The following is a 14127-nucleotide window of genomic DNA, read 5'->3' on the forward strand; positions in this document are numbered from 1 at the left end:
AAAAAAAGAGAATATAAAATATAAGTATAATAAAATGTAACTTATTTTGGAGAACATGTTGAAACGCTTGGTATTCTAATCTATAATGATAATCATTATCAATTAAAAAAGATAATGAATACATGATTGGATTGGGGAGTGACCATATTGAACCAAGAACTAGAATTGTATGATGTTACGATTATTGGCGGCGGACCCGCAGGATTATATAGTGCTTTTTATAGTGGTATGAGAGATATGAAGACCAAAATTATCGAATACAATCCGCAATTAGGCGGAAAAATTTTGATTTATCCTGAGAAAATGATTTGGGATGTAGGTGGATTGCCGCCACTAAGTGGAGCCCAATTAATCGAAAACTTGATCCAACAAGCAATGACGTTTGAACCTACTGTAGTGTTAAATCAGAAAATAGCAGATATTGAACGCTTAGAAGATGGCAATTGGTTACTGACTGCGGGAACAGGAGAACAACATTATAGTCAAACGATTATTTTGGCGATGGGACATGGTATTCCAACGATGCGTAAGTTAGAAATTGAAGGTGCAGATCGTTATGAAGTGACCAATCTTCATTATACCGTGCAAGAACTTAATATATTTGCGGGTAAACATGTAGTCATTTCAGGTGGTGGAGATTCTGCTGTTGATTGGGCAAATGCGTTACAACCCATTGCTGAAAGTCTAACGGTGGTACATCGTCGTCATGAATTTGGTGGACATGAGAAAAGTGTAGCGATGATGAAAGAAACGTGTAAAGAAGTATTAACACCATACGGCTTAACGGCTGTACAAAGTCACAATGGAACACAGATTGATGAGATTACAATCACACATATGGATACAGGAGAAGTTCGTCAATTGCCTGTGGATGCCGTAATCGTTAATCATGGAATGATCGGTGATCTGAGTCCGCTACTTCGTTGGGGGATCGAAGTGAATGAAAATGGCCGCCCCATTATTGATGAGAAACGCCAGACGACACAGCCGGGCATTTTCACAGCAGGCGACTTAATTGAATATACGAATAAACTATACTTAATCGCAGGCACATTTGTAGAAGGTGCTGCTGCTGTTAATAGTGCCAAAAAATACTTAGAACCTGAAGCCTACCAACAAGCTTATGTATCTTCACATAACAAAAAATTTGCAGAAAAAAATAAAATGCTCGAATCTAAAGTATCGGTTCATGCAAGTGTATAGTTGAAAAATGGTCTAGTTAAGCGAAGAAAAGGGAATAAAAACTCACTATTTGTCCAAAGACTGAAGCGAAAGCTTTAGTCTTTTTTGCAGTTAATTGTCCAAGCATATGATGATCCGAAGATAAATCTGATTCCTATAAATCTTATTTTAATTTTAAGTTGTTAAAGCGCTTAAACTTCTGGTATATTATGGATATGAATATAGATCTTATATCTGAGGAGGATACATACTTGTATAACATTCTGATGATAGATGATGACTGGTTAACGACTGAAAAGTTAAGTCAACTGTTATGGCATGCCGGGTTAAATATGTCTCATATTTTCTCAGCACATACATTTGCGCAAGGATTGGATTATATTCGTGAATATGAGATTGATCTGTTAATCACAGATATTGAAGTGGCAGGCTTAAATGGAATTGATTATATGCAACAGATTAAAATGATCAAACCGTCGATTGAGATAATAGTTGTCTCTGCAAATAATACATTTGAAAACGCACAGACAGCTATTCGCTTAGGCGTTAAAAATTATCTAATCAAACCGCTTCATCAAGAACAATTTTTGGATTCGGTACGCGAAGTATTACTGCATTTAAATATTACTAGACCTGCTATTGAAAAAGTGAGTGTACCGCAGTGTAATCATTTTCAAATGAAACGACATACGATGCAAAACCATTTAAAATTAAATCAATTACTTGCTCCACAGCCTCATCTACCGTCAGATGATTCGTTATATCAATCGTTAGGCTTATATGGTCCTTATTATGCAATGCTCAAAATTCGTTATCAGCCACTGACTTCAAGGCAGATAGATCTTACATTAGAAGATCAACATTTGCTCAATTATGCAGTAATGAATATAGCGGTAGAAATCGTGCATGATCAGTGGAATAGTATTACTTTTGAAACGGACGATTGTGAGATCAATATTATTATTCAATGGGATGAAGCTTCTTACAATCAAGGTTGGAATGATAAGATTCGTCAGTTGAATCAATTGGGACAGCTACTCCATACTCATATCGATCAGTATCTTCATATTCCGAATGTGATTGGGATCAGTCAGATTTTGAGAGGATATTCATTTATTAAGCAGCTCAACGTACAAGCGAACCGAGCAGTACTATGGCATACCAAGTATCCAGATCACTATGTCTTCTATTATGGAAATATACACTGGAAAAGCGATGAACTTGAAGAACACGAATCCAAAAATCCATACAATCTAATCGTATCTCAAGTGAAAGAATATATCGAAAAGTATTACGGGCAAAAAGGATTAACCATTCATGATGTAGCTAAAAAGAATCATGTGAGTCCTAACTATTTGAGCTATTTATTCAAAAAAGATACCGGGTTTAATCTATGGGAATATGTGATTAAGTTACGTATGGAAGAAAGTCGCAATTTACTGCTTCAAACCGATCTACGCCGTTATGAAGTCGCAGAAAAAGTAGGATATGAATCTCCAGAACATTTTAGTAAAATCTTCAAAAAGTATTACGGAATCAGTCCAAGTGAGTTCAAACAACTTCAAGCCTAACAAATAATCATAACCAAGTTAACAAGTAAGGATAATTGGCAAAGGCATGTAGACCTGTTATGATTTGTAGTATTGATTAGCAAAATATAACAGGAAGCAGGAATCCATGATGACCTACAGCTATGTTTCTCATTTGGAATGTCCGGTATGTGAAAAAACCTATGATGTCAGTACGATACAACAATTGTGCATATGTGGTTCACCGTTATTGGTGCGTTATGATCTTGATCTCGTTCGTAATGAAGTGAAGCGATCATCTATTCGAGAGCGTAATCATGATCTCTGGCGTTATCATGAATTGTTACCTGTACAGCACGAAGATCATGTGATCACATTAGGGGAAGGAATGACTCCTTTATTACCTATGCCTGAATTGGGTCAATCGTATGGATTGAATCATTTATATATGAAAGATGAAAGTCTGATTCCGACAGGAAGCTTCAAAGCTAGAGGAGCCGCTGTCGGTATCTCCAAAGCTAAGGAATTAGGCGTACAGCACTTTGCGATGCCAACCAATGGTAATGCAGGAGCTGCATGGGCGCTGTATGCTGCTCGGGCAGGCATCAAAGCGACGATAGTCATGCCTCAAGATGCACCATCTATTACTCGAACAGAAGTGGCTTTGTCAGGTGCAGAGTTGTATTTAGTGAATGGATTGATTAGTGATGCGGGTAAAATGGTCGCTGAAAAAGTAACGCATGATCATATTTACGATGCTTCTACACTCAAAGAACCTTATCGGATCGAAGGCAAAAAAACGATGGGATTTGAAATTGCAGAGCAATTGGGCTGGGCGATGCCCGATGTTATTTTGTATCCAACCGGTGGCGGTGTAGGATTGATCGGTATTTACAAAGCGTTGCAAGAGCTGAAAGAGATCGGTTGGTTAGCAGGTAAGTTGCCACGCTTAGTCGCTGTTCAAGCCGAAGGGTGTGCTCCTATTGTAAAAGCGTGGGAAGAGAAGAAAGAGCGCTCTGAATTCTGGGAGCAATCGACCACCGTTGCTTTTGGTATTAATGTTCCCAAAGCACTTGGAGATTTTCTAGTATTGCGCGCCTTATATGAGACAGACGGTATGGCGATAGCCATCTCTGATCAAGAGCTATTGGAAGAGCAAAAACATATTGCTGAACGTGAAGGTACATTTGTCTGTCCAGAAGGAGCAGCCACTTTTGCAGCAGCGAAGCGATTGGCTGCTGAAGGTTGGATAGGAAGCGATGAATCGGTGGTTGTTTTAAATACAGGTGCAGGTATTAAATATCCGGATACAGCACAGATTGAAGTTCCTTTATTAGAAATTGGCGAATCTATTATATAAGTCATGAAAGGTAATGGGCAACACTGAATACTATAATAAATGTACTTCTCTAACTGGAAAAATGTTACAATCTCTGTATATACAATTACTTTTGTTTTTGGTAGACCATCCAATCGAAAAGGGGATACATCACAATGAATCCAGGCGAAGGACATCCAACAGACAAAGGCATAGATACCGAATCGTTATGTGAAGAAAGAGCTTTAGAGTTAAAGCAAGCCGGTTATCATTTTGTTGGTAGATATTATAATCATAATAATCCTCACAAAAATCTAACACGGACAGAAGCTCAAGCGATAACGCAAGCAGGACTTTATATTGTAGCAGTCTGGGAAAATGGATATCCCACGTCTGTCTCTTATTTCTCACAAGAAGTAGGAGAAAGTGATGCTACATTAGCTTATAATTATGCCAAACATACTATTGGACAACCTAAAGATTCAACGATTTATTTTGCAGTCGATTTTGATTCGTCGCCCAACGATTTAAGTGAATTTATTCATCATTATTTTCAGAAAGTGATTGATACCTTTAAGACATTAGGTAATGAGTATAAAATTGGCGTGTATGGTTCAGGACTCACTTGTGAATACATCCTCAAAAATTTTCCCGAGATATCCTATACATGGTTAGCTGAATCATCAGGATGGAGCAATTCTAGAACATTTGAACAATGGAATATTAAGCAAGTAGGCAGTGGCACAGAAATCGGCTTTTCGGTCGATTTTAATGAAACACAGGGTGATGGTGGAGGATTTAGATTAGAAGCTTAAGCTCCACTTCTGGTATAAACATAATGAGTATAAGGATCATATGATCTCTAATGAAGTCGACTATATTCAATCCTCAATCCGCTAAATTAAATTATGAAATCTTGTTCTTATCTTAGTCATAGATAGAGCAAGATTTTTTGTTGTGCTTGACCTTAACGTTACGTCAATGTGTATGGTGAAAAAGTAAATCATTACTTCACTATACAGGAGGCAGTACACCTATGCGTATCCATATCCGTAACACAACTATTTTGACTATGAATCAGGAGGAAGCCCCTTTTATCGGTGATATTGTTATTCATAATGATCAGATTGAACATGTGATTCGTATAGATCAACAATCTATAGAGTCCATAATTCCACCACTTACAGGTGATGATGTTCAAGTTATTGATGGTACAGGGAAAGTCACGATGCCAGGCTTGATTAATGCTCATCAACATACACCGATGAATTTGTTAAAAGGATTTTCAGATGATCTTAAATTAATGGATTGGTTGGAAAAGAAAATGTTTCCGGCAGAAGCTCGAATGACACCAGAAGATATCTATTGGGGGAGTCAATTATCAATGGCGGAAATGATTCGTTCAGGGACAACGACTTTTGCCGATATGTATATGCATATGAATCAGATTGCTCAAGCTGTGGATGAAGTGGGCATGAGAGCATCATTAACCCGCGGATTGGTTTTTCATGATGATGATCAAGGTGTACGTATTCGCGAAGCGATAGAACTGGTCGAAAGCTGGCATGGACAAGCGGAGGGACGGATTACAACGATGTTTGGCCCTCATGCGCCTTACACCTGTCCACCTGAACCTTTGCAAGAAGTAATGCATTTGGCAAAGCAATATGACTTGCCGATTCATATTCATCTGGCAGAGACAAAAGAAGAGGTGATAACGATGCGTGAACGTTATCAGCAGACACCTACGCAATATCTGTATGAGTTAGGGTTATTTGAACAATTACATGTGATGTTGGCACACAGTGTTCATTTAACCAAACGAGATATTCAATATCTTAAAGGAATGCGTGGAGGTGTTATTCATAATCCAGTCAGCAATTTGAAATTAGGATGTGGGATCGCTCCGATTACTGAAATGAAGCAACAAGGCATAACCGTAGGATTAGGAACAGATGGAGCAGGAAGTGCCACTACGCTCGATATGTTTCAAGAGATCAAAGCAGCAACATGGCTCCAAAAGTTAGATTATGGTGACCCGACAGTACTACCTGCCTATCAGTCTTTACAGATGGCTACAATTGAAAGTGCCAAGTTACTAGCTATAGATCATGAGACAGGATCATTAGAAGTCGGGAAAAAAGCAGATATGATTCTTATTGATCTGAATCGACCCCATTTGCAACCCGTGCATAATATTGTTTCGCTACTGGCGTATAGCGTAAATGGAGCAGATGTAGATACTACGATTGTAAATGGTAAGATCCTTATGCAAAATCGTCAATTATTAACGTTAGATGAGCAAGAAGTGATGCGTCAGGGCAATAGACGAACCAAACGAATTGTAGAAGGTATCTAATTTCTAATTGATTTTGAAAGTAAGAACAATCTGATCTAAGCCACTTTATCTAGTCTATAGATAAAGTGGCTTTTTACATTAATTTTACACTAAGTTGATAAAAGAAGGTGATTGCTTTAAAATATTAGGCTGGGATGTAAAGGAGGAACAGCAATTGAATTTTTCACAAGTAGACTATGAAGCTTTTCGCTGGATTAATGATGGAGCAGAAGTATTTTCATTTATCAATCCATTGATGTTGTTTTTATCAAAGTATGCGGTAGTGTTTTTTGTGATTGGAGCATTGATTTATTGGTTTACACGTGCCCATGCTAATCGCCGAATGATCACTCAAGCATTATTATCTGCAATGATCGGATTTACGATGAGTTGGATATTAGGCAAATTATTTTATCGCGATCGACCCTTTGTCAGTCATGAAGTGTTTCAATTGGTGCATCATGAAGCAAATGCTTCTTTTCCTAGTAATCATGCTTTAGGTGCATTTGTGATTGCGATGACGATCTGGTTATTCCGTCGCCGTGATGGTTGGATCTGGTTGGTTCTGGCTTCAGGAATTGCGATTGCTAGAGTATGGACAGGTGTGCATTATCCTACAGATGTTCTTGCTGGAGCTTTACTAGGAGTGTTGATTGCGGTTGTAGTACATAGAGTATTTACACGAATATCACTCGCCAAAAGCTTAATGGAATTAGGAATTTATCATTATGAACAAGTTGAAAGCAAAGTGTGGCGCAAACCAGGCTATCGCAATCGTTTATAAAAGAATAAAGACAAAAAAATCTGCTTGAGATCACGGTGTCTAGTTTCAGACATTTCTGATCAGAAGCAGATTTTTTGATCTATAATTTAATCTATAAATGACAAATTGTTTTATTTATCGGCTTGAACCATACGCACCAACAAATGAGCTAGCTTGTGACGTTGGTCTTCGTCGCCTACTTTCCACAATTCATATAGCAATTTCTCTTCACGATTACGTGGTTCTTCATGAGCGGCTAGATAATCAGCTACTTTTTGTGCGATTTTGGCTAATTTTTCTTCGCCTAATCCGATAGATTCGCCCAATTGAATACGTTTGCCCAAATAAGATTTGAACGATTCAAAGTTGCTTAAAATATCATCTTTCTGATCATCACTCAAACGATTTAGTGTAGTTTCCACCTGTCCTGTTGCAATTTCGCCGTCTTTTTTCACGATATGTGATTCTTCTGACATTATGAATTCCTCCTCGTTGTTTGTGGTGTACTACGATATATATAACCTGATTCGATTTTTCTAATCTGCTTACGATAAACTTCTTTTGAATCATTACTCTCAGGTATTAGGACAAGGTATTAATTTTGTTAATCACTTTTAACTTTATTGCAACTTTTGAATAGAAATAGTGAAGTATACTGAATATAGAAACAAGCCAATCCGACAAGTACACACAAGATCGAACATGTGTATCCACGTATAATTGGAAAAAAGTTACATGATTCTGTGAGTACTAATTACGGGTAATAAAGGCTACACCCGGTTAACGAGTTACCAACACATAATTGTTGGCGGTCTATTGAGCTGACCGACCATTTTAAGGAGAGATGAAGCGATGTTTAAAACAATGATGGGTATTTTTGGTGCAGGAGCTGCTTCATTGATCCTCTTGACTTCTGGAAGCATGACTCAGACTTCAGGAACGGTCACAGCTGAAGCGGCCACAGTTACACAGAGTGTATATGCAGATACGTATACACCAAAAGCGAATGTACCTGCTGACGGTACATACACAGTCTTTATCAACAAGATTGAACGTGATACCAATGCAAGTCATTATGAGCTTACTGTAGATCCAATCAACTGGTATACAGGAGAAGCAGCTAATGTTGAATTTAATAAAGAAAATCCGAATAGTGGGATAGACGGAGCACCGGATGGTTATTATATTACAAATGAGGATACAAAAACATATCATTACGCTGTAGCAGCCAATCCTAAAGTATTGATGCAAATTTACGATCATACAGGTCAATGGCAAGATATTGATACCAATTGGGATGAGCCTGTAAGTATTCAGAAGCTGAATGCCATTTTCCAAAAACCTGATCTACTTGATCCTACTTCGTTTCCTTATCATATCACGGTAAAAGATGGACAAGTGACCAAAATCGTACAGCAGTTTATTCCTTAATACGCTGTGACATCAAGATTAATCTTCAAGGGACTGTTGTACTGGCGCAATTATAGACCAGTGAAGCAGTCCCTTTTCTATACCTAGCCAAATCACATAAATTTTGCGGAGCCGTATCAATCTGGTATGATCTTTATATACGCTTTAATGCTGAATAGGTGATCGTTTGCAACTTTTGCCACAGTTATGCGTTACACTACTTGAGGAGGTGCATTTATGATGCAACGAAATATTCAATTACTACTGAAACGGACTCCATTTGCATTAATCTTGTTAGTCGGCATTCTAATGTTGGCAGCATGTGGCAATAAGGAGCAACCAGCAACAGCTCCTGCTGAAAATGGTAGCACTGGAACAACAGACACGAACACAAGTACAGAGGTAACACCACCAGCTACAGGGACTACAGATGACTCTTCATCTGAAAGTGTAGAAGACAACAATGAGGCTACTGATGACAATACAGCTGGAACGACTGAGGAAAGCGTAGAAGCAGATGATAACAACGAATCTACAGATACGACAACCCATTCCACTGAAGCTGAAACGAAAAGTGCTACAGGTACATTTACAGGACTTGCAGACGAACATTCTGCTGAGATTATGGTAGATGGTCAACCTATGGTATTTCAATTGAGCGATGAAGCTCAAACTGTTGCAGGAAGCTTGAAAGAAGAAGCAAAAGTTAGCTTCCAGTATACAGAAAAAGCTATTCCTGGTGACGATACAATCAAATCTATGACAATCACTAAGCTACAAGAAGCTAAATAAGAGAGTCCTATCGATACCACAGTATACAAAAAGCTCCGAACCCGCCATATGGTGAGTTCGGAGCTTTTTTTGTACAATGCATTTCAAAAGTAATTCTATAAAAAATATCTACTATTATACAGGTTCTGCTTGTTCAGGACGGCGTGATACCAGTCGAACCAGATCAAGGGTAAGGATAGGGAGCGCCATACCTGCTGGATAAGCTAAGTATCTCGCTTGCCATTCCGGTGAGAATTTTTCTTTATAACGACGTAATCCTTCAAATCCATACCAATGTCCACCATATTGGAAGACCAGACGCGCTAGTTTTTCTTCACGGTGTGCATTTTGATTTTCACCTACACTCGAAAGTGGAGACATGCCTAGATTGAAATACGAATATCCTTGTTCTTTGGCCCATTCGATCAAGCGTACAAATAATACATCCATGGTACCGTTCGGTGTATCGTTCAAATGACGCATCAGATCAATAGAGATGACTTTATTCTGATCGTAAGCAGGAGCCAGTGTTGCAAAAGCTAGAATCTGACCTTCAGCATTACGCAATAGAGCCAAAGGAGAACGCTGGATATACGGTTCATTGAACCATCCTAAAGAATACGCTTTTTCTTTACGATCGCCTAACCATTCATTAGAAATCTGACGTAGTTCTGCTAACAGATCAGCATGATAGGGAGGAGACAGTACTTCGAATGTCTGTCCTTCACGATCTGATTTGTTTTTGGCGGTTCGTAAGTTTTGATTGCTTTTCCCTGTTAACGTAAAGGTCGCTAATGGAACAAGTGCTTCTTCACCAAGCTTGAAGAAGTTATACCCATTTTCATGATAGATCGAAAGATATTCAGGAGCTGCCTGATAAAAGACCACTGTTAATGCATAATGATCGGCATAACTCTGAAATTCTTGAATGGCTGCGCCGACCAGACTTTTATTACCAATCGGATCACCAAGCACAATTAATTTATCACGCACACGGGAGTACGGAATGAGAATTTGATCATTTTGTGCCCAGTAGAAGTTTTTATCACCAAGATAGAGTAGATGTGTCAGTAAATTCCCATCTTCTTTAGCAATAAAGTCAGTAAATTTCTCAATCTGAGCTTCGTCTGGACGAACGCCGGTGTACCGATGTGGACGAAGGGTAAAGATCGATGCGATCAGAATCAAAGCACCAATAAATCCGATCACCGCGGTTACCGCATATTCATGTGGATCTAAAAACCAGTGTTGAGCACGTAACGGTAAATGACGCAAAATAGCAGGATGAATATGAGTTCCAATCACGTAATACGATAATGCTGAGATGAAAGCAAGAAATGCCCATATCCAGATACTGCGTGCAGACATACTTGTACTTTCACGGTTAAAGCGGGCACGTGACACCCATAGCACTAAAGCTACAATTAGCAAAATAATCGCTTCTTCGTAATCGAATCCTTTGGCAAATGTGAAAATAGCTCCGGTTAACAATAACGCCCCTGTTAACAAGTAAGCACGCCGGATACGAAGTGAAATCCCTCTAGAAACAATAATAAGCATAATACCGATGATAACGGATAATTGTTCTGAGAAACGCATAAGCGGTAAAGATAACAAATGTTCCATAAAACGCAAACGGTCGATCAGACCCGGTGTTGCCGCAGATAATAGTAATATTACACCACTGGCAAAGACTAATTTGCCTAATGCCCATGCACCTAGATCGCTAAGCAATCCGAACTGAGAAGGCCATCCCCAGAATTTAACCCATGTGTTACGAGAAGCATCGAGACTGGTTGTCAGCATTTCACGCATTTGCTTACTGCTCGGGCTCATTTCAAAAGCAGCCAAGACCAGACCGATTAACCATGGAACAACAAAATAGAAAATACGGAACAATAACAAAATGGTAAGTGCGCGAGATGGATCAACACCTAATGTGTGTAAGCCAAGTAGTGCAATTAGATCGAATGCTCCGATACCACCTGGAGCCATACTGATAATCCCTGCAATCGCCGCTACAATATAGACACCGAATACAGGAGCAAATGGCAAATGATTCAGGTCGTAAAAAGCGAATAGCCAGAACAATGTACCTGCACAAGCCCATTCTAGAACCGAAGAACCGATCGAAGCGGCAATTACTTTCCACGGTAATTTACCCTCGCCTTTGTGAAACCATTTAGCAAATAATGAAGAACGTTGCATCAATAAAAAGAAAGGGAAATACAATGAAACTCCCCATACTCCAAATCGAAGCCATGGATGTTGCTGGAAAATAGGTTCAACCGGAAAAACGCCGATTAATGTCAAACAGCCCAGTAAAGATAATCCAACGAGAACGATAGGGGATAAGAATAAGACTGCTGCGCCCATCGTTTTCATAGGTACGCCACTTTTCTTATACAGCAATGTACGTAACCCTACGCCTGTAAGACCTGCGAATCCAATCATATTGTTAAATGTATTGGCAATCCATGCATAGCGGTATGTTGTTTTCCAATTGACATCGAGCTTAAATTGCTTGCGTAGTAAATAATCATAAGTACTCATTGCCGATACAGCGATAAAAGAAGCAATGATTAATTGAATAACGATATGAACAGGCATCATTCGTAATTCATGAATAATTTTGGCTAAGTTAATATTCTGAATCTCATGTCTTCCATATACAAAAATAATGGCCAAAATAGCTACAGGAATCAGTATCCTAATAATTTTAGCGCGGTATAACGCTGTGAATAGTTGTAAAATTTTAAGCTTTCGAAGCGATTCTCTCATTGTCTCGTCGACTCCACCTTTTAGACAGATTGAACTTATTATTTTTTAGTACAGCATATTTATTCATATAGTATTCTTTGCCAAATGATGTATAGCTTAATATCCCTACCTATCATACTACATCGGTATGTGTAAAACACATTTTGAGATCGTTCTAGCAATCATTTGTATATTTCAACATAAATGGAATAAAAAATCCCTTCTAGTTGAAGTGTAAGGTTCATACAATGATGAACATGTTCTCACTATCTACTACAAGGGCAGAATATAACTATAATAAACAATTCTTTTATGATTTTATTTACACTAATGTAACGAATATGAGAATCAGATCAAGCTTTTCACTCTGAAATATTACCAGCTTCAGGATCAGGATGATACTTGGTTTGATAATCTTCATAGATGACATCAGTCATCATGCCCATAGAAGCATGGTGCAATTCATGGCAATGTACCATCCACATCCCCGGATTATCCGCACGAAAAGCAATGACATAAGTGTCACCAGGTCGCACATTAATGGTATCCTTCCAGATCGGTGAACCAGATAAAGCTTGTCCGTTTTTGGATAAAACTTCAAAAGAGTGTCCATGTAGATGCATCGGATGATCTTCATTTTTGGACTCATTTATCAGTGTGATTTTAACAGCATCACCGGTTTGGACTTTGAGTTGACTCACTTGTGGGTAAGCTTCTTGATTAATCGTATAGGACATTTTACCATCAATCACACCCATATCCAAATCTAACGTATATTCACGATCAAACACAGACTTCAATCCAAATTCACTTGTTGTCGGTTGACCATAAGTCGTTAGATCAAGAGGCTGTTGATGGTCTGATGGTATAGAAGTCATTTGTGCTTGATATGAAGTTATCTTCTTAGTTATTTCTGTTAGCGTACGTTTAGATCCTTTGGGTTCAATCACAATAGGAATACGAACCGATTGGGCAAATGAAGAATCTCCGACCATACCGATCCATTGTATGCCTGTCGTATCCGCTGTAAATTCGATATCATACCGTTCTCCCGGAGCAATCACCAGTAAGCCGTTACTTAGCGTCTGAGGTCGATTGATATCATGTCCATCGGTCGATGTCACACGATAAGCATCCGAATGAATATATAAAGTCTGTGTCATATTACCAGCATGAACCAAGCGTAAACGTATGCGGTCTCCTTGATGAACAACGATAGGTTCTATCGAATCTCGGCTGCGTCCATTTACCGTATAGAGATTATAAGCACCCATATTACTGTTTATAGCTAATGTATTGCTTTCACTCTCAGGAACAGTGGTATGAGGGTCTGACCACTCATCTATTACCAGTGTGTGATCAGAAGAGACGGTATCCTGTTTCTTTTTCACAATAAAGGAGCCATATAATCCTTTACCAATCTGATTCAAGCTATCTTGATGGGAATGGTACCAGTACGTTCCTGCTTGATTGGCCTTGAATGTATAGGTGAAGCTTGCCCCCGGTTGGATCGCATCTTGAGTCATGCCAGGTACACCGTCCATTTCATTAGGCAAAACAACACCATGAAAATGAAGAGCAATGGGCACTTTTAATTGATTTTTCAAATGAATCGTTACGGTATCGCCTTCGGTAACTTCTACTTGCGGGCCAGGAACCGAATTATTGAATGTCCATACAGGCAAATATTTACCCTTTTCGATTTCCAAATAAGACGTTTGAGCGACTAGATTGATTTGATTATTTTGAATAATAGAAGGTGGTGTAGTTATCTTCGCTGGACGCTCTGTTGTACTGCCTTCTGGAGCAGATGCTGTTGTACCTATATGATCCATCGACATAGAATGCTCTTCATGTTGTGCGTTTGAAGTAGATGAATTCGGTGGAGTAGTCGTTGGTTGTGCTGTAGAACTACAACCTGCGATAAGAAGAATCATAAGAAGATAAGTCAAGCTTAAAGATGTTTTGATAGTTGTGGAAGACAAATAGAGCCATAATCGATTCAATGTATATTCTCCTCTACTAATGTAAGATTGTTCTATTCTATTATGCCTTT

General features: G+C 38.8%; 11 protein-coding genes. 8 read left to right on the top strand and 3 right to left on the bottom strand.

All coding sequences use genetic code 11. The features are described from left to right. Positions 1 to 147: 147 nt before the first annotated feature. The 6 genes from PaeCFBP13512_RS14940 (at position 148) to PaeCFBP13512_RS14965 (ending at position 7151) form a co-directional block, all read left to right on the top strand. A complete protein-coding gene (locus tag PaeCFBP13512_RS14940) occupies positions 148 to 1203 on the top strand; it encodes an NAD(P)/FAD-dependent oxidoreductase (RefSeq protein ID WP_137224127.1) in 1056 nt (351 codons plus the stop codon). A 230-nt stretch (positions 1204 to 1433) separates the two neighbouring features. Continuing rightward, entirely contained in the window at positions 1434 to 2753 is a 1320-nt protein-coding gene (locus PaeCFBP13512_RS14945; protein ID WP_137224129.1) for a response regulator transcription factor, read from the top strand. A gap of 109 nt (positions 2754 to 2862) precedes the next feature. Further along, positions 2863 to 4071: a threonine synthase gene (locus PaeCFBP13512_RS14950; protein ID WP_137224336.1), complete on the top strand. Its 1209-nt coding sequence runs from the start codon at positions 2863 to 2865 to the stop codon at positions 4069 to 4071. A 134-nt stretch (positions 4072 to 4205) separates the two neighbouring features. Further along, positions 4206 to 4844 (top strand): DUF1906 domain-containing protein, encoded by a 639-nt coding sequence (locus PaeCFBP13512_RS14955; RefSeq protein WP_069328210.1) that lies wholly within the window; start codon positions 4206 to 4208, stop codon positions 4842 to 4844. 221 nt (positions 4845 to 5065) lie between these two features. Then, positions 5066 to 6388, top strand: coding sequence for an amidohydrolase (locus PaeCFBP13512_RS14960; protein WP_137224131.1), 1323 nt, complete (start codon positions 5066 to 5068; stop codon positions 6386 to 6388). 154 nt (positions 6389 to 6542) lie between these two features. Beyond that, a complete protein-coding gene (locus PaeCFBP13512_RS14965; RefSeq protein WP_069328212.1) occupies positions 6543 to 7151 on the top strand; it encodes an undecaprenyl-diphosphatase in 609 nt (202 codons plus the stop codon). Positions 7152 to 7261: 110 nt separating this feature from the next. On the opposite strand, the gene PaeCFBP13512_RS14970 is transcribed toward PaeCFBP13512_RS14965, so the two are convergent. Then, the gene (locus PaeCFBP13512_RS14970) at positions 7262 to 7606 is read right to left on the bottom strand and encodes a DUF3243 domain-containing protein (RefSeq protein WP_069328213.1); all 345 of its coding nucleotides are present in this window, start codon (positions 7604 to 7606) and stop codon (positions 7262 to 7264) included. A 376-nt stretch (positions 7607 to 7982) separates the two neighbouring features. Between PaeCFBP13512_RS14970 and PaeCFBP13512_RS14975 the strand changes: the two genes are divergently transcribed. Together PaeCFBP13512_RS14975 and PaeCFBP13512_RS14980 are read left to right on the top strand one after the other, a co-directional pair. Next, complete coding sequence (locus PaeCFBP13512_RS14975; RefSeq protein WP_137224133.1) at positions 7983 to 8561, top strand: hypothetical protein; 579 nt, start codon at positions 7983 to 7985, stop codon at positions 8559 to 8561. A 216-nt stretch (positions 8562 to 8777) separates the two neighbouring features. Then, positions 8778 to 9332 carry a hypothetical protein gene (locus tag PaeCFBP13512_RS14980; RefSeq protein ID WP_137224135.1) on the top strand — a complete coding sequence of 185 codons (555 nt, stop codon included), beginning with the start codon at positions 8778 to 8780 and terminating at the stop codon, positions 9330 to 9332. Positions 9333 to 9446: 114 nt separating this feature from the next. Here PaeCFBP13512_RS14980 and mprF read toward each other — a convergent pair whose 3' ends face one another. Both mprF and PaeCFBP13512_RS14990 read right to left on the bottom strand, forming a co-directional pair. Next, positions 9447 to 12092 (bottom strand): bifunctional lysylphosphatidylglycerol flippase/synthetase MprF, encoded by a 2646-nt coding sequence (gene mprF / locus PaeCFBP13512_RS14985; RefSeq protein WP_069328216.1) that lies wholly within the window; start codon positions 12090 to 12092, stop codon positions 9447 to 9449. A gap of 341 nt (positions 12093 to 12433) precedes the next feature. After that, complete coding sequence (locus PaeCFBP13512_RS14990; protein ID WP_161594280.1) at positions 12434 to 14077, bottom strand: multicopper oxidase family protein; 1644 nt, start codon at positions 14075 to 14077, stop codon at positions 12434 to 12436. Positions 14078 to 14127: the final 50 nt, after the last annotated feature.

The sequence above is a fragment of the Paenibacillus sp. CFBP13512 genome (assembly GCF_005233705.1).
Classification (GTDB): domain Bacteria; phylum Bacillota; class Bacilli; order Paenibacillales; family Paenibacillaceae; genus Saccharibacillus; species Saccharibacillus nuruki.